The sequence below is a fragment of the Amycolatopsis sp. NPDC005232 genome (assembly GCF_040607795.1).
Classification (GTDB): domain Bacteria; phylum Actinomycetota; class Actinomycetes; order Mycobacteriales; family Pseudonocardiaceae; genus Amycolatopsis.
Genome location: NZ_JBEXHL010000002.1, coordinates 617,788 through 634,581 on the forward strand (window position 1 = coordinate 617,788; position 16,794 = coordinate 634,581).

General features: G+C 72.0%; 16 protein-coding genes. All 16 read left to right on the plus strand.

What is annotated here, in order from left to right:
• Position 1 precedes the first annotated feature (1 nt).
• The 16 genes from ABZU76_RS06705 (at position 2) to ABZU76_RS06780 (ending at position 16,788) form a co-directional block, all read left to right on the plus strand.
• Positions 2 to 1,123 (plus strand): histidine kinase, encoded by a 1,122-nt coding sequence (locus tag ABZU76_RS06705; protein WP_354865727.1) that lies wholly within the window; start codon positions 2 to 4, stop codon positions 1,121 to 1,123.
• Positions 1,120 to 1,728 carry a response regulator transcription factor gene (locus ABZU76_RS06710; protein WP_354865729.1) on the plus strand — a complete coding sequence of 203 codons (609 nt, stop codon included), beginning with the start codon at positions 1,120 to 1,122 and terminating at the stop codon, positions 1,726 to 1,728. The genes ABZU76_RS06705 and ABZU76_RS06710 overlap by 4 nt, the downstream gene beginning before the upstream one ends.
• Positions 1,719 to 2,876 carry an amidohydrolase gene (locus ABZU76_RS06715; RefSeq protein ID WP_354865731.1) on the plus strand — a complete coding sequence of 386 codons (1,158 nt, stop codon included), beginning with the start codon at positions 1,719 to 1,721 and terminating at the stop codon, positions 2,874 to 2,876. Before ABZU76_RS06710 ends, ABZU76_RS06715 begins: the two co-directional genes overlap by 10 nt.
• A 576-nt stretch (positions 2,877 to 3,452) precedes the next feature.
• Positions 3,453 to 3,596: a thiocillin family RiPP gene (locus tag ABZU76_RS06720; protein ID WP_220245456.1), complete on the plus strand. Its 144-nt coding sequence runs from the start codon at positions 3,453 to 3,455 to the stop codon at positions 3,594 to 3,596.
• Positions 3,597 to 3,637: 41 nt separating this feature from the next.
• Entirely contained in the window at positions 3,638 to 3,796 is a 159-nt protein-coding gene (locus tag ABZU76_RS06725; RefSeq protein ID WP_285971290.1) for a RiPP peptide, read from the plus strand.
• 13 nt (positions 3,797 to 3,809) lie between these two features.
• Positions 3,810 to 3,950 (plus strand): thiocillin family RiPP, encoded by a 141-nt coding sequence (locus tag ABZU76_RS06730; protein WP_354865734.1) that lies wholly within the window; start codon positions 3,810 to 3,812, stop codon positions 3,948 to 3,950.
• Between the two features lie 29 nt (positions 3,951 to 3,979).
• Complete coding sequence (locus ABZU76_RS06735; RefSeq protein ID WP_220245459.1) at positions 3,980 to 4,129, plus strand: thiocillin family RiPP; 150 nt, start codon at positions 3,980 to 3,982, stop codon at positions 4,127 to 4,129.
• 50 nt (positions 4,130 to 4,179) lie between these two features.
• A complete protein-coding gene (locus ABZU76_RS06740; RefSeq protein ID WP_354865736.1) occupies positions 4,180 to 4,323 on the plus strand; it encodes a hypothetical protein in 144 nt (47 codons plus the stop codon).
• A gap of 120 nt (positions 4,324 to 4,443) precedes the next feature.
• The gene (locus ABZU76_RS06745) at positions 4,444 to 5,685 is read left to right on the plus strand and encodes a cytochrome P450 (RefSeq protein ID WP_354865738.1); all 1,242 of its coding nucleotides are present in this window, start codon (positions 4,444 to 4,446) and stop codon (positions 5,683 to 5,685) included.
• Entirely contained in the window at positions 5,682 to 7,805 is a 2,124-nt protein-coding gene (locus tag ABZU76_RS06750; RefSeq protein ID WP_354865740.1) for an ATP-binding cassette domain-containing protein, read from the plus strand. Before ABZU76_RS06745 ends, ABZU76_RS06750 begins: the two co-directional genes overlap by 4 nt.
• Positions 7,802 to 9,721 carry an ATP-binding cassette domain-containing protein gene (locus ABZU76_RS06755; RefSeq protein WP_354865742.1) on the plus strand — a complete coding sequence of 640 codons (1,920 nt, stop codon included), beginning with the start codon at positions 7,802 to 7,804 and terminating at the stop codon, positions 9,719 to 9,721. Before ABZU76_RS06750 ends, ABZU76_RS06755 begins: the two co-directional genes overlap by 4 nt.
• A gap of 10 nt (positions 9,722 to 9,731) precedes the next feature.
• A complete protein-coding gene (locus ABZU76_RS06760) occupies positions 9,732 to 12,065 on the plus strand; it encodes a TOMM precursor leader peptide-binding protein (protein WP_354865744.1) in 2,334 nt (777 codons plus the stop codon).
• A complete protein-coding gene (locus ABZU76_RS06765; protein WP_354865746.1) occupies positions 12,062 to 13,546 on the plus strand; it encodes a SagB family peptide dehydrogenase in 1,485 nt (494 codons plus the stop codon). Before ABZU76_RS06760 ends, ABZU76_RS06765 begins: the two co-directional genes overlap by 4 nt.
• Positions 13,547 to 13,550: 4 nt before the next feature.
• The gene (locus ABZU76_RS06770) at positions 13,551 to 15,785 is read left to right on the plus strand and encodes a hypothetical protein (protein WP_354865748.1); all 2,235 of its coding nucleotides are present in this window, start codon (positions 13,551 to 13,553) and stop codon (positions 15,783 to 15,785) included.
• A complete protein-coding gene (locus ABZU76_RS06775) occupies positions 15,778 to 16,581 on the plus strand; it encodes a thiopeptide-type bacteriocin biosynthesis protein (RefSeq protein ID WP_354865750.1) in 804 nt (267 codons plus the stop codon). The genes ABZU76_RS06770 and ABZU76_RS06775 overlap by 8 nt, the downstream gene beginning before the upstream one ends.
• Positions 16,582 to 16,620: 39 nt before the next feature.
• Positions 16,621 to 16,788, plus strand: coding sequence for a hypothetical protein (locus ABZU76_RS06780; RefSeq protein ID WP_354865752.1), 168 nt, complete (start codon positions 16,621 to 16,623; stop codon positions 16,786 to 16,788).
• Positions 16,789 to 16,794: the final 6 nt, after the last annotated feature.

Here is a 16,794-nt window from a genome sequence, read left to right on the forward strand (position 1 = left end):
CGTGGACCGGTGGAACCCCGGGACACTGGGCCGCGTCGTCGCGCTGCTGATCCTCGGGACCACCGCCGCGTTCACCGTCGAGGCGTTCTTCCTGTGGCTGAGCACCCACCCCCCGGTGCTCGACGTGCTCTTCGCGGTGCTGGCCGGCGCAGGTGTGCTGGCCGGCACCGGACGCATCGTCTGGGCGGTCGTGCGCCGCTCCGCCGCCCGGGGCGAGCACGTGGTGGACGTGGCGATCGCCACGAGCCTGGCGTTCGCGCTGCTGCTGGCCTTCGGGCCGGCGTGGCTGGCGCTGCCTTCGCTGGTCGCCGGTGTTTCCGCGATCAGCCTCACGGGGCTCAAGCGCTGGATCTTCCCGCTGGTCGTGCTCGTTGTCACGGCCGCTCTCGCCCTCTTGATGCAGGTGCCGGCGTACGCGGTGGCCGAAGTGCTGCTGCGGTCGCTGGTGACGATCGTGGTGCTGGCGGGGATGGGGCTGCTCGTGACCTACGCGGCCGAAGTCCATGCCAACCGCGACGAGCTGGCCCGCATGGCGGTGGTCGAGGAGCGGCTGCGGTTCGCCCGTGACCTGCACGACGTGCTCGGCCGTGGCCTGTCGGTGGTGCGGCTGAAAGCCGAGCTGGGCGTGCGGCTGATGGACACCGACCACGAAGCCGCCCGCGCGCAGCTGGTGCAGATCGCGGAGCTGGCCGGCGGGTCCGTGACCGAGCTGCGCAAGGTGATCGCCGGCTACCGCCAGCCGAGCCTGGCCGAGGAGCTGCGCGGCACGTCGTCGATCCTCAGCCTCGCCGGTGTCCGCGTGGTCGCCGATCCGGTGCCCGAGGGACTGCCCGGGCCCGTCGCGGAGGCGATCGGCTCGGCCATCCGCGAAGGCGGCACCAACATCCTGCGGCACAGCGCCGCCGAGAACTGCCGCGTCGAGTTCGTGCGGGACCCCTCGTGTGTCCTCGTGCGGATCCGCAACGACCGTCCGCACGCCGGCGGCACCCGGGCCGGCCACGGCCTCACCGGCCTGGCCGAGCGGCTGGCCGCCGTGCGCGGCACGCTGGAGCACGGCGAGGTCGACGGCGATTTCGTGCTCACCGCCCGCGTGCCCCTTGACCTGCCGAGGAAGAGCTCATGACCTTGCGGATCGTGCTGGCCGAGGACCACGCCCTGCTGCGCGAATCGCTGCGCACGGTGTTCAGCCTGGCCGAGGACATCGACGTCGTGGAAGCCGTGGACAACGGCGCCGACGCGCTGGAAGCCATCCGCCGTGAGCGCCCCGACGGCGCGATGGTGGACATCGACATGCCCCGGATGTCCGGGCTCGAGGTCGCCGAGGCCGTGCGCGCCGAGGGGCTGGACTGCGGGCTGCTCGTGGTCACCAGCTACGGAAAACCCGGCTACCTGCACCGCGCGATGCGGGCCGGGGTGCGCGGGTTCGTCACCAAGAACATCTCGCCGGACGACCTGATCACCGCCGTGCGCAAGGTCTGCACGGGCGGTCGGCACGTGGACCCGGAGATCGCCGCGGACGCGCTGGCCGTCGGGGAGACGCCGCTGACCGAGCGGGAGCTGGCCGTGCTGCGCCTGTCCGGCGCGGGGCTGCGGCCCGCCGAAATCGGCGCGCGGCTGTCGCTGGCCGAGGGCACAGTGCGTAACTACCTGTCGAGCGCGCTGACCAAGCTGCAGGTGGACAACCGCGTGGCCGCGTACCGCGTCGCCGAGGAAGCGGGATGGCTGTGACCGACCTGCTGGAACTGTACCGGGACCTGCACGCGCACCCAGAGCTGGCCGGTGCGGAGAAGCGGACGGCGGACGTGCTCGCTCGCGAGTTGACCGCACTGGGATTCACCGTGCGTAGCGGAATCGGCGGAAACGGTGTGGTCGCGGCGTTCGAAAACGGCGCCGGACCGACGGTCGCGATGCGGACCGAGCTGGACGCGTTGCCGCTCGCCGAGCGCACTGGTCTGCCCTACGCCGCCGACGGTTCCGCCATGCACGCCTGCGGCCACGACCTGCACTTGACCGCCGTGGTCGGCGCCGCCCGCGAGCTCGTGGCGACGCGCGCGCAGTGGCGCGGCCGGGTCGTGGTGCTCGGGCAGCCGGCCGAGGAGACGCTCGAAGGCGCGCTGGCGATGGTGGCCGATGGGGTGCACGACGTGTTCGGCGCGCCCGACGCGTTGCTGGCCCAGCACGCGGTGCCCGGACCGGTCGGTCGGGTGGGCCATTCGCCGGGGCAGATCACCGCGCCGTGTGCCGAGCTGGCGATCACCGTGCACGGCCGGGGTGGCCACGCGGCCGTGCCGCACCTCGCGGTGGACCCCGTCGTGCTGGCCGCGCACCTCGTGGTGCGCCTGCAGTCTGTGGTTGCGCGGGAGACGAACCCGGCCGATCCGGTCGTGGTCACCGTCGGCTCGGTGCACGCGGGCGACGCGGCGAACGTGATCCCGGACCGCGTGGAGCTCGGGGTGAGCGTGCGTGCGGCGAGCGACGGGGCGCTGGCCCGGGCGCTGGCCGCGATCGAGCGCGTGTGCCGTGCCGAGGCCGCCGCGTCCGGCGCGCCCGTGGAGCCCGAGGTTGTGACGGTGCGCTCGGCGCCGGCGACCACGAACGACCGGCAGCTCGTGCTGGCCGTGCGCGCGGCGCACCTGTCGGGGCTGGGAGCGGACCGCGTCGGCTGGACGCCGCCCGTGGCCGCGGCCGAGGACTTCGGCCACTTGGCCGAGCTGCCGGATGGCGGGACTGTGCCGCTGTGTTACTGGACGCTCGGCGTCGGCACCCGCGGCACCAACCACTCACCTGACTTCGCTCCGGAGCCGGCGGCGCTCACGGACGGGTGGCGGGCCCTAGCCCTCGCCGCGCGGGCGGTACTCGCTGTAGCCGAGGAGTAGTCGCTCCGGCACCCATAGTTGATCTACCTTAAGGGAACCCTAGGGGAAGCCTAAGATAGCTGTCAGCTAACTACTCCACCTGGGTGACATCAGTGATTTTTACTCCACCTACGGCCGGATTGGGTTTAGCGTCACAGCCGTGCGAATCGCTCAGCGCGAATAGCACAAAACTGGGGAATCAAAAGCCTGGGGGGGCTTGCGTGATGAGATCTGTCATGGTTGCCGCTATCGTAGTTGTGTCCGTTTTATCCGGTATTTCCACTGCTGAAGCCAGCGTCCCGGCGCCCCCGAGATGCGTGCCCAGCGCGCAGTACGCGTACGTCGGCTTCGAGCTGGCGAAATGGGATTACGTCGGTGTCGACGGCGGGGAATACCGGTATCGGTACAGCTTCAACGGCTGGAATCAGGGCACTGTCACCTGCAAACCCAAGGCGTGAATTCCATTCACAGTTACCAATCCGGCCAGAAGTAGGCGGATGCCAGCGCAACGTCACTGCATGCGGTGACAGGTTCCGCCGTGGCTGTGGCCGGATTGGTAACCAGCAGCACAGTTACCTTCGAAGGGAGGTGAAGGGAATGCAGGAAAACACGACCGCCGTGGACGCGGTGGAGGAGCTGCAGGTCGAGGAGCTGGTGGAAACCACCGCGGCCGGCACCGCCTTCTGCATCGGCAGCGCGGGCTGCCCGTCCAGCGCCGGCACGGCGTCCAGCTTCGGCTGAGCAGTCCCACACCACTGATCACAAACCCGAGGAGACCCGAGATGAACGAGTTCGACAACCAGGTCGAGCAGGCGTTCGCCGAGGACATCACGGTGGAGGAGCTCGGCGAGGTCGCCGGCGCCGGTACCACCAACACCGGCGGCACCATCAGCTCCACCACCTGCCCGGCGTGCATCGGCACCGCCTTCAGCTGGTCCTGAGAGGAAAACGGTCATGGAAACGCAGGACTTCACCGAGGAACTGACCGTCGAAGAACTGTCCGACGCCACCGGTGCCGGCTGGTGCGTCGGGTCGGCCGGCACGTTCGGCTGCCCCTCCAGCGCCGGCAGCTACGGCACCGTCAGCTCGCACTGACGCACTGAACTGAGCAGGGAGGAAAAGCAATGAACGAGGAAATCTTCGAGCCGGCCACGACCGAGCTCACCATCGAGCAGCTTTCCGACGCGCAGGCCGGCAGCTTCTGCCTCGGCAGCGTGGGCACCGCGGGGTGCCCGAGCTCGGCGGGCACGGTCGGCACCGCGAGCTCGAGCTGACAATCCCCCAGGACATCCGCGGCGAAACGAACCTCTGAAGGGAGGTTGTCATGGAGAACGTTACCACGCAGGCCCCACAGGTCGAGGAGCTCGTGATCGAGGAGCTCACCGAGGCCGGTGCCGGCAACTGCTTCGGAACGGCGGGCAGCATCGGCTGCCCGGTGTGCTTCGGCACCTACGGCTGCGCCACCTGATCCCAGGTGCGTTAGGTCAGCTATTCCACCCACGCCGCGTGGTCGCCGTCGAAAAATGATTCATGAATGAGCGGCGACCACGCGGTGCGGGAAAACACGTGCTTGCGAAAGGACTGGGGGATGTCGGAAATCGTCCAGCGGTTGTGGCGGCACTTCGCGCGCCTGGAGCCGTTCGGAATGCAGGCTCCGGATTTCTTCGCGGAGTTGGTGGAACAGGCGCCGGTGGTGCGCTTCGACGGAATGTGGGTCATTTCCGGATACGAGTTGGTGACCCGCCTGTGCACCCACCCCGGCTTCCCCATGGCGGCCCCCGTCTTCACCGACGTGGTCCACCGAGATAACCCACAGTTTGTTCGGTTCTTCGGCAGCACCATGTCGGTGCGGGCCGCCGAGGAGCACGCGCGGCTACGCGGTGTGCTCACCGGGGCGTTTTCCGGCCGCCGGCTGGCCGGTCTGCGCGACCGCATCGACGACGTCGTCGCCGATCTGCTGGCCGAACCCCTGCGTCGCGGCGAGGCGGAGTTCGTCTCCGAGCTGGCGACGCCGTTGCCGGCCGCCGTCACCGCCGTGCTGCTGGGCGTGCCGCCCGCCGACCGCGACTTCGTCACGGCGCGGGCCACCGGGATGATGAGCCAGCTCGCCGCCGGTTTCCTCACCGAGTCGCACCCCGAGGCGGGGACCCCGATCACCGCCGCCGAGTTCGCCGAGCTGCGCGACTACGTCGCCGGCCTGCTGGCCCGGCGACGCGCCGAGCCGGCCGAAGACCTGATCGGGCACCTCGCCCAGGCGCAGGCGGCGGGCAAGCTCACCGCCGACGAAGCCGTGGACATGGTGCTGCTGCTGTTCATGACCGGGCTCGACACCGTCACGGCAGCGCTGGCCAACACGCTCGTCGTGCTGTCCGAAAAGCCCGACGTCGCCGCGGCGCTCGCCGCCGACCCGGGGTGCGGGGACCGCGTGTTCGCCGAGGCCATCCGCCTGCGCACGCCGGTCGCGTTCGGCTCGCGCCAGGTCGCACACGACCTGTCCGTCGGCAAGCTGGACTTCAAGGCCGGCGACACCGTGATCCTCGCCTTCGCCGCGGCCAACCTCGACCCCCGCAAGTTCGACGCGCCGCTCGAGTTCCGCTGGGACCGGCCGATGACCGGCAACGTCGCGTTCGGCCACGGCAGTTACTACTGCCTCGGCAGCGCGCTCGCCGCGATGACCGCGCAGTCGCTGCTGACCGCGGTGCACGACCGGCTGCCGACCCCGAGCCGTCCGCTGGCCGAGCTGCCCTGGCGCGCTTCGCTGGCTTTCCCGACCCCGCGCGTGCTGCCGGTGACCTTCGCGCCCGCACTGGCGGAAAGCGGTGCCTGGTGAGCACGCGCTACCGGTCTCGTGCCGGAGCCGAGTTCCGCCAGGTCGAGGAGTCCGACTGCGGCGCGGCCTGCCTCGGCATCCTGCTCGCCGGGTTCGGCAAGTACCTGTCGTGGCCGGTCCTCTCGCAGGCCTGCGGCGGTGGCCGCGACGGCATCAGCGCCGCGACGCTCGCCCGGCGCGGCCAGCAGTTCGGGCTGACGGTGAGCGCCAAGCGCGTGCGGCTGTCCGGGGCTGAGGCCGACGTCGCCACGCTGCGCGGGCTTGCCGCGCCCGGCGTCGTCTTCGTGGACAACCGGCATTTCGCGGTGCTGGAACGCGTCGGTCGCGGTGGCAAAGTGCGGCTGCACGACCCTGCCGCCGGGCGGCACACGCTGTCGATCGACGAGTTCCGCGAGCGGTTTTCGGGGCTGTACCTGGGTTTCCGGCCGGGTGCCGGGTTCGAGCCGAGTGGTGCGCCGCGGCGGGTGCTGCCCCGAGCGCTGCGGTGGCTGGGTGCCGGGCTGCCGGTGGTCCTCGGTGCGGTGGTGGCCGGGGTGATCACGGCCGGGCTGACCGTGGTGGCCGCGTTGCTGGCCCGGTCACTGGTCACGGCGACCGCCGGGCCCGGGGCGACGTGGTGGCTGGCCGCGGTGGCCGTGGGAGTCGCGCTCGCGGGCTGGGCGCAGCAGCGGCTGGTTTCGGCCGCGTTGCTGCGCACCTCGCTGAAGCGCTCCACCGAACTCGTCGGGCACCTGCTTCGGTTGCCCGGCAGCTACTTCCACCGCCGCTTCACGGGCGGCGTCGCGGCGCGGGTGCAGATCGCCGACACGATCGCGCAGCAGCTGACCACGGTAGTGCTGCCGGTCGCGGTGAGCCTGGCGGCCGTCGTCGGGCTGCTCACGGTGCTGGCCGTGCTCGCGCCGCCGGCCGCCGCGCTGCTGGCCGGGAGCACGGTGCTGACCGCGTTGTTCGTGCGGTTCGGCCGGCGGTCCGGGACCGAGCGGCAGTCGGCGCTGATGGTCGAGCAGTCGGCGCGGGACGGACTTTCCCTCAACGTGCTGTCGGCCATCGACACGGTGAAGGCCGAGGGCAGCGGGCGCCAGGCGTTCGGCCGCTGGTCTTCGGCGCAGCGCAAGGTCCTGGCCGCGCAACGGCGGGCGGCGCTGGGCGAGCACGGGATCGGGCTGGGCGTCACGGCGTTGCACGCGCTCGGGTACGCCGCCTGTCTCGCGCTGACCGCGCTGGTCGCGCCCGGCGAGGTGATCACCGTGGCCGTGCTGGCCGGCGTGTGGCAGCTGCACGCGGGCGGGCTCGTCACGGGGCTGCACCGGATCGGCGGCCTGCGCAGCAGCTTCGCCGCGTACGACGACGTGGCCGGCGCAGAGACTGATCCGTCCGATGTGGACGAACCCATCGCCGTCGGGCCGGGGCGGCTCACCGTGCGCGGCCTGCGCTACGGCTACGACACCAACACCGAGCCGCTGCTCGTTTCGCTCGACCTCGACGTGCCGCCCGGCGGCCGGATGACGCTGGTCGGCCCGAGCGGCTGCGGCAAGTCGACGCTGGCGAAGCTGCTGGCCGGGCTCGTGCGGCCGTGGTCGGGCGTGGCGCTGGTCGACGGGCGGCGCAGCGCGGACCTGCCGCCTTCGGTGCGGCCGTTCCTGATCGGGTACGTGCCTCAGCGGCCGGCGTTCTTCGAGGGCACCGTGCGCGAGAACCTGGAGCTCGGCACCGCGCTGCCGGACGACGCCATCGCCGCCGCGCTCGACGACGCCCAGCTCACCGAGATGATCGAGCTGCGCGGCGGCATCGACGCGGCGCAGGTCAGCCAGCAGGCCCGCAACTTCTCCGGTGGCGAACGCCAGCGGCTCGCCCTGGCTCGTGCGCTCGCCCGCAACCCACGCGTCCTCGTGCTCGACGAGGCGACCAGCGCCGTCGAAACCGCGCTGGCCGCCCGCATCGACGCCGCCCTGCGCACCCGCGGCACCACCACGGTCGTCGTGGCCCACCGCCTCTCCGAAGTCCGCGGCGACGACACGGTCGTGTTGCTCGACCACGGCGCCGTGCGCGTCTACGGCACCCACGACGACCTGCTCGCCCACTCCCGCGGCTACCGCGACATCGCGGAGGTGGCCGGATGACCACCACCTTGCCCACTGCGAAGACCCGCTCGTGGTTCGAGGAAACGGGCGCGACGGCGGCGTCGCTGCGCCAGGCCGTGGCCGGGAAGACCAAGCCGGAGACGGACGGGCCGCAACGGCTCGACGACAGTGCTGCCGTTCCTTCACCGGTCGCCGCCGTCCGGCAGGCTGAGCCGGAGCCCGCCTTGCCTCGCAAGGCCACCGCCGTCCTGCCCCACGAAGGCAGCACCGGCCGCCACCTGCTGTCCTTCGCCGTGCGCGGCCAGCGGACCCGGCTCGTGGTGAGTGCCGTGGTCGGGTTGCTGGCGACCGTGTTCGGGTTCGTCGTGCCGCTGGCCGGGATGGTGCTGGCGATCGCGATCGCCGCGGACAACCGCGACGCCGTGCCGTACCTGGCCGGCGCGTTGGTCGGGCTGCTCGCGTTGCAGCTGCTGACCACCGCGGTCGTGGAGCGCGGGCTGCTGATCTTGACCGACGGAGCACAGGACCGCCTGGAGTCGGCGATCTGGCAGCGCCTGCTGAGCCTGCCCGCGACGTTCTTCCGCGACTACCCGCTGCGTCGGCTCATGGGCTTCTCCGGCGGGGTCGGCCAGCTGCGCGGGCTGCTCGGCAGCGGCGGTCTCACGGCGGCGCTGCACGCGGTGTTCGCGCTGGTGGCGATCGCGTTGCTGGCGCTGCTGGACCCGTGGCTGGCCGTCGCGGCGGTCGGGATCTTCGGGCTCGTGCTCGGGGCGATGCTGTGGCTTTCCGTGCGCCAGCAGCGGCACGACACCCAGGTGCTGTCCGCCGTGGACGACGTGCAGGCGGCCGTGTACCCGGCGATGCTCGGCATCGACGACGTGCGGGCGTTCGGCGCGCAGTCCTATGTGGTCGGTCGGTGGAGCAAGGCGTTCCGCTCGCAGAAGCGGTCCGACGACGCCGGCCTGCGGTACGCGGAAATCGCCAGTGCGCTGGCCGTGGCCTGCTACCCGGCGCTGCTCGCGGTGCTGCTGCCGATGGCGTCGGGCCTGGGGTTCACCGGGCAGTGGACCGTGGTGATGGTCGCGATGACACTCAACCTCACCGCCACCCGGCTGCAGAGCGCGCTCGTCGGCCTGTTCGCCATCGGGCCGGTGCACGCCCGTCTCGCGCCGGTGCTGACCACGCGGCCCGAGACGCCGGCGCGCCCGACCCCGTTGCCGGCCGCGCGCGGTGCGGTGGAGCTGTGCGACGTGAGCTTCCGCTACCCCGGCCAGACCCGTGACCTGCTCACGGACATCTCCCTGCGCATCGAGCCGGGGGAGTTCGTGGCGTTGATCGGCGCGTCGGGCGCGGGGAAGTCGACCCTGCTGCGCCTCATGCTCGGCCTCGACCGGACCGAGCGCGGCAGCGTGCTGGTCGACGGCGTGGACGTGAACACCTGCGACGTCGACGAGCTGCGCACGCGGATCGGTTACGTCGCACAGGACGCGAAGCTCATGCGCGGCACGCTCGCCGAGGTCATCTGCGGTGCGGCGGACGAGGTGGATCTCGACCTCGCGCAGCGGGCGGCCGAGCAGGCGCAGCTCTGGGACGTCGTCGCGGCCCTGCCGATGGGCCTGCACACGCAGGTCACCGACGGGGAAAGCGGCCTGTCCGGCGGCCAGGTGCAACGCCTGCTGCTGGCCCGCGCCCTGGCCAAACGGCCTGCCGTGCTGCTGCTCGACGAGGCCACGAGCGCACTCGACGCCGCCGCGCAGGAGCGGGTGCGGCGCGCGGTCGACGACCTGCGGCTGACCCGGGTGGTGGTGGCCCACCGGCTCTCCACCATCCGCTCGGCCGATCGGATCGCCGTGCTGGAGCACGGCCGCATCGCCGACCTCGGCACCTTCGCCGAGCTGTCCGGCCATTCGACGGCTTTCGCCCGGCTGGTGGGCAGCGCCCGCCGGCTCGACTGAGGGGACGACCATGACGAAGAGCATCAATCGGATCACGAGGTTCAACCGGTCGCTGCGCGTGCTGACCGTGCCCGGCGACGCGGTGTACCTCACGAGCGAGCGCACCACGCAGACCCGGCTGGCCGGTGCGCTCGTCGAGCAGCTGGCCCCGCTGCTGGTCGACGGGCAGCACAGCCGCGAAAGCATCAAGCAGGCGCTGGCGGAAGCCGACCCGGCGCGCATCGACGTGGCGCTGGACCGCTTGCGCCGCAGCGGGTACGTCGTGGAGGTGGACCCCGAGGTCGACCCGCGCGTCGGCGGCTACTGGGAAGCGTCCGGTGTGGACGGTGATGACGCCGTGCGCCGCCTGGCCGGTGCGGACGTGCGGGTGCTGACCGCCGGCGACGTCGACGCGGCAGGGTTCACCGAGGCCCTTACGGCGCTCGGAACCGGCGTCACGACGGATCCCGAGGCGCCGGCCGGCTTCACCGTCGTCCTCACCGACGACTACCTGCGCCCCGAGCTCGCCGAGTGGGGCACGAAGTTCCACGCCGCCGGCACGCCGTGGCTGCCGGTGAAGCCGGTCGGCAGCATGATCTGGGTCGGCCCGGTCTTCGAACCCGGCGTGACCGGCTGCTACGAATGCCTGCGCGTGCGGCTGTCCAACAAGAACGTGCTGGCCAGCTACCTGCGCCAGCGCGGCGTGCTCGACAGCCCGGCGCTGGTCAACTCCGTGACCGGCACCGGCGTCACGCGGGACCTGGCGCACCGCCTCGCCGCGCTGCACGTGGGCAAGTGGCTCACCGGCGCGTTCGCCGCGGGGCGGGCCGCGATGCCGCAGCCGCCGGGTGGCGTGGCCGCGCAGTACGGCACGCCGTGGCAGTCGGAGGTCATCACGCTCGACACGGTCAGCCTCACGCAGGAGCACCACCCGTTCCAGCGCCGGCCGCAGTGCCCGCTGTGCGGAGAGCCGGACCTGCAGGCCGACCGCATGGCGGCGCCGGTGCGGCTCGAGCCGCGCCCGCGCATGGCGAGCAGCGACGGTGGTTACCGCTCGAGCCCGCCGGAGCAGTTCGTGGCGCGCTACGAGCACCTGATCAGCCCCGTCACGGGCCCGATCAGCAACCTCGTGAAGGTGCCGCTGGAGGTCGAGGGCCTGCACACCTACACCGCGGGCCAGAACTTCGCGATCCCCATGGCCAACGCCAACGACCTGCGCGCCGGCCTGCGCAGCTGCAGCGCGGGCAAGGGGATGAGCGACGCGCAGGCCAAGGCGTCGGCCGTCGGCGAGGCGATCGAGCGCTACTCGGGGCTGTTCCACGGAGACGAGGCCCGCCGCACCGCGCCGCTGGCCGACCTGGACCCGGCCGAGGTCGTCCACCCCAACGCGCTGCACCTCTACAGCGACGACCAGTTCCGCGACCGCAAGGAGTGGAACTCGCGCCCGTCGCACTTCCACTGGGTCGCTGACGACCTCGACCCGCAGGCCGAGATCGAGTGGTCGCCGGTGTGGTCGCTGACCGAGCAGCGCACCAAGCTGTTCCCGACCTCAGGCCTCTATTTCGCTTACCACAACCCGAAAACCCCGTTCCAGGCCGGCGCGAACTCCAACGGCTGCGCGGCGGGCACGAGCCTCGAGGACGCGATCCTGCAGGGCTTCATGGAGCTGGTGGAGCGCGACACCGTGGCGATGTGGTGGTACCACCGCCTGCGCCGGCCCGCGATCGACCTGTCGACGTTCGACGTGCCGTACTTCGCGCAGTGGCAGCAGCGCTACGACGAGCTGGAGCGCGACACCTGGGTGCTGGACCTGACCAACGATCTGGGCATTCCTTCCGTGGCCGCGGTTTCCGTGCGCCGCGACAAGCCCGCGCAGGACATCCTGTTCGCCCTCGGCGCGCACTTCGACGTGGAGGTCGCGATCGGGCGGGCGCTGTCGGAGATGAACCAGTTCCTGCCGGCCGTGATCGGGATGAAGGCCGACGGTTCGGGTTCCTACGCCTACAACGACCCGGACCAGCTGCACTGGTGGCGCAACGCGACCGTGGAGAACCAGCCGTACGTGCTCCCGGCCGAAGGCGCCTTGCGCACCCGGGCCGACTTCGAGCGCTACGAAAGCGCCGACGTGCGCGAAGACGTGCTGCGCGCCGAGCGGGCCGTGGCCGAGCGCGGGATGGAAATGCTGGTACTGGACCAGACGCGGGTGGACATCGGCCTGCCCGTGGTGCGCGTGCTGGTGCCGGGAATGCGGCACTTCTGGCCCCGCTTCGCGCCCGGCCGGCTCTTCGACGTGCCGCGCGAACTGGGCTGGATCGATGAAACGCCGTCCGAAGCCGACCTCAACCCGATTGCGATGTTCCTATGACCACGCTCGAACGCACCGCCGAGTACACCGTCACCTTCCGCCGCGACGTGTCCGTGCTGACCAAGGACGACCAGGTTCTGCTCGGCCTGGCCGACCGCGCGGGTTACCGCCTGCGCGGCGTCGGCGCCCCGATGCTGGCGGCCCTGGAGCAGGTCCGCGCCGGGCTGCACACCGAGGACGAGCTGGCCGCCGAGCACCCGCAGTCGCCGGTCGCGACCGTGCTGACGAAGGTGGAACCCTTCCTGGCCACGGGTTTCCGCCTGCGCGGCGAGCGCGTGGCCGTGTTGGAGCGCACGGGCGTGACCGGGCTGCGGCCCGAGGTGGCCGAGCTGGCCGGCGCGTGGCTGCGGCTGGGCAAGTTCAGCCTCCTGCGCCGTCGTGGCGGCGAGCTGGTGGTGGAGTCGCCACTGAGCAAGTACCGCGCGGTGCTGCTCGACGCGGCGCTGGCCGGCGCCGTGGCCGCGCTCGCCGCGGCGCGGCCAACGTCGGAAGTGGACACCGAGTGGTGGCCGGTGCTGGCCGCGCTGGCGGGCGCGGGTTTCCTCGACGTCGGCGCCGACGGCGAGTTCCCCGTGGACTCCGACGACGTGCTGCGCCAGTGGGACGTGCACGACCTCTACTTCCACAGCCGCAGCCGCATCGGTCGCACCGACGAGGCGTTCGGCGGCCGGTTCCCGTACGTCGGCGAGATCGAGCCGCTGCCCGCGGTGGCGCCCGCGCCGGACGGACCGCGCACGGAGCTGTTCCGCCCGTCCTTCGACGCCGTGCGCGCCGCTGACCAGGGCCTCCAGGAGACGATCGAGGCCCGCCAGTCCATCCGCGCCTACGGTGAGGAGCCGATCACCGCCGAGCAGCTGGGCGAGTTCCTCTACCGCACGGCGCGCGTGCGCGGCACCTACGGCCCGCGGCCCGAGGCGCGGATGCCGTACGAGGGTTCGAGCCGCCCGTACCCATGTGGTGGCGCGGGGTACGAGCTCGAGCTGTACGTCACCGTCCGCCGGTGCAAGGGGCTCGAGCCCGGCATCTACCACTACGACGCCGGCGACCACGTGCTGCGGCTGATCAACACCGAGGCCGAAGCGCGCGACGAGCTGCTTCGCGTGGCGACGCTGTCGACCGGCGGCCAGGCCGTGCCCGACGTGCTGGTCACCATGACCTCACGGTTCCAGCGGCTCGCGTGGAAGTACCAGTCGATCGCGTACGCGGTGACACTCAAGCACGCCGGCGCGCTGTACCAGACGATGTACCTGGTGGCCACGGCGATGGGCCTGGCCGGCTGCGGTCTCGGCAGCGGCGACGCCGACGCGGCGGCGCGGGCGTTCGGGCTGGACTACCTGAAGGAATCGTCGGTCGGCGAGTTCATCCTGGGCAGCGCCCCGGCCGAGCTGCCCGCCCCCGTCAGCGGCGACGGTGCGCTCGACTGGCGGGCGGGCAACGACCCGGGCTGGCAGGCCGAAGCACTCGCCGCACGGAGGCGGTGACGTCGTGTCCGAGCTGCTCGTCTCCCGGATCTGCGGCCTGCCCGCCGGCGTGCTCGACGGTCTGCGTGCCCCGGAGACCGTCGCCCTGCTGGAGGAGGCCGAGTCCGCCGCCGCGCGCAAAACCGCGCTGGCGGAACCGGTTTGCGACGCGTTGCACGCCGTGATCGGCCGCGACGAGCTGTCGCGCGAGCAGCGGCGCGGGCTGATCCGGCTTCGTCGGAGCGTGTTCAACGAACGCTCCGACGAAGCCGGCGTCAGGCTCGCGCGAGAAGTACTGGCCGCCGAGGAGGCGGACCGGCTCGGCGAGTGGCACCAGCTGCTGGTGCGCGAGCGTGAGCTGCTGGAGAAGGCGACGCGGGCGCTCGGCGCGGAGCTGGCTTCGGCGCAGCACGCCGTGGCTTCGGCCCTGCGCAGCCGGCCCGTGCTGGCCGGGCTGGCGCTGGCGAGCCCGGAGTTCGTCACGGCGTTCACCGAACGCGCTGAGCTGGGCAAACCCGGAGGGCGGCTGAGCCGCAGCGCGGTGTCGTACCTGGTGCGGACCACGTTGAAGCCGAGCCCGTTCGGTGCGTTGACGACCGTCGGCGTCGGGGACTTCGGCGGCGCAGTCGACCCTGGCGCCGCGTGCCGGCTGGTGAGTTCCTCGCGGGTCGCCGCGCGGCTCGCGTATGCGGCGCTGGAGGACGACCCGGTGGTGGTGCCCAATGTGGACACTCGCCTGGTCGGCGCGGAGTGGCTGGCCGCGCTGCCCGTGCACCTGATGCGCCACGGCGTGTACTTCCGCGAGGACGAGGTCACCGCGCTGGCCGGGCCGGTGCCGCTCGACGCGCGGCCGCGGCGGCTGCGTGAGCTGGCCGCGGAGCTGGGCTGCACCGTCGACGACGTGCGCCGGCTCGTGGACCAGGGATTGCTGCTGGTGAGCCCACCGTGGCGGCTCGACGAACCCCGGCACTTCACCGCCTGGGGACGTCCTTCGCTGGCCGAAGCCGAGAAGGTCGTGGCCGGCAGCGCGGACGGCCGGCGCCGGGCCGACGCCGTGCTCGCGTTGCGCGGCCGGCTGCGAACCGTGCTGGCGGAACGCGATCCGGCGCGTGCCGGCTGGCTCGACGGGCTGGGTCTGGTGCACGAAACCGTCGCGCACGGCCCGGAGCCGGAGACCGCGCCGCCCGCCTGGGTGGCGGGGGAGCTCGACCGGCTCGACGGCCTGCTGGACGCCACCGCGCGGCCGCGCGCGGGGTACTACGACCTGGTCCGGTTTTTCCTGCACCACTTTGAGCTTGGCGGCGTTGCCGACCTGGCCGAGTTCGCGTTCCGCGCGGTGCGGGACCTGGACCCGATGCTGTGGCTGTCGCGCTGCGCCGTGCCCGAACCCGACGTACGCGACATCGTCGGCCCGAGCATCGGCTGTCCGGCGCACTCGGTGTTCTGGCAGGTCGCGGGTGAATCGCTGGTGGTCAACCAGGTGCACCCGGGTTACCTCGGCGCCGTCTCGCGCTGGGCCGGCGTGCCTGGCCTGGCCGCGCGTGTCGAAGCGGCGGTGACTTCGTTGCACGAGAAGCGTTTCCCGGGGTGCGCGGTGTACCAGGTGACCGCGCACGCCGACTGGACGGACACGCAGCGGCCGGCCGTGCGTTCGGCACCGTGGCTGTCGTGGGGTGCCGAACGTCCGTCGGCCGGGCCGGGTGGCGTGTCGATCGACGGGTTCCGCGTGCGCCACGACCTGGCCACGGGCACGTTGGAAGTGCTCGACCCGGCGGGGCGGCCGGCCGCGTTGAGCTACCTCGGCGCCGTGCCCGCGCACCTGCTGCGCGGGGTGCCGCGGGTGCTGCAGCTGCTGTCGGATCCGTGGCTGTCGCTGGGCCCGTGGGCTCCGGCGCCGGGCGCGGGTTTCCGCGAGCGCGTGACCGACGGGCGGCTGGTGCTGCGCCGTGCCCGCTGGACGCTGCCGGCGTCGGCGCTGCCCGCCGTCGCCGGTGGACCCGATGTGGACTTCCTCCGCGCCGGCCGGATGTTCCTGGCCGAGCACGGTTTGCCCGAGCAGGTGTTCGTCCGCGGTCTGGCCGCGGGCGGGGTGCCGCAGGGGAAACCGCAGTGGCTCAGCTTCGCCCACCCCCTTGCGGCGTGGACGGCGTTGAAAGGCCTGGCCGGCGCGGAGGAGCTCGAACTCACGGAGGCGCTGCCCGCGGCCGGGGCGAGCGTCGGGCGCGTGACCGAGTTCCTGACGGTGGTGACCCATGCTTGAGACCTTGCTGCGGCCCGACTGGCGTTATTGGCGCGTGTACGTCCCGGACCTCCCGTCCGTCACGCGGCTGCTGAACGAGGTGGTGCGGCCGGTGGTCACTGAACACCCGTTGCGCCGTTGGTTTTTCCTGCAGTACATGGACATGTCGGGCCTCCAGCTGCGCGTTCGGGTTCAGGCGCAGCCGGATGTCGGTGCCGTGGTCGAAGCCGACCTGGACCGCCGCTTCGCCGAACGCGGCACGGAGGTCGTGAAGCGCTGGTACGAGCCGGAGCTGGCGAAGTTCCGCGGCCCCGACGGCGTCGAGTTCGCGGAGCGCGTGGCCCACCTGGGCAGTGACACCGCGCTGGAGCTGCTCCCCGGCCGCGCTTCCGCCCACCGCATCACGCAGGCCGCGGCCCACACCGCCGCGATCGTCGAGGGCCTGCCCGCCGACCAGCAGGTGAGCTTCCTGCACCAGTACGCCTGGTACTGGTCGGGCCGCGGCGCGCGCACGGTCGCCTGGCGTCCGGCCGCGGCCACCGCCCGCCCGGACGACCCGGCCGCGGTGCGCCAGGCGGGCCGGCTGTTCGAGAACGTGACGCGCGAACTGGCCACCGACCGCGTCGGCAAGCCCCTGCGCCGCTACGCCGAGCGCTTTTGGACGGAGTACCGCGAATCGGCACGGCGAGTTTCGCCTTACCGTGCGGCGTTCCAGCACGTCCACCTCATGAACAACCGGCTCGGCGCAGTTCCCGGAGAGGAGGCCCAAATCGCGCGGTTGTTGTGGGTGCGGCGATTGCGTAGCATCGGTAATTGATCGGGTAATCCGATAAAACAACAGTTGGGGAGAAATACCATGGACTCAGGCTCCAGCGGCGTTGCCGGCGGTATCGGCGACCCGGACGACGACCACCCGAACCCCGTCGGCGACGCCGTGGTCAGCGGCGTGCGCTCTGTCCTCGGCAAACTCGGCCCGGCGGGCAAAAAAGCGGCCGACCAGCTGCCGAAGAAAAAGGACAAGTAAAGCCGC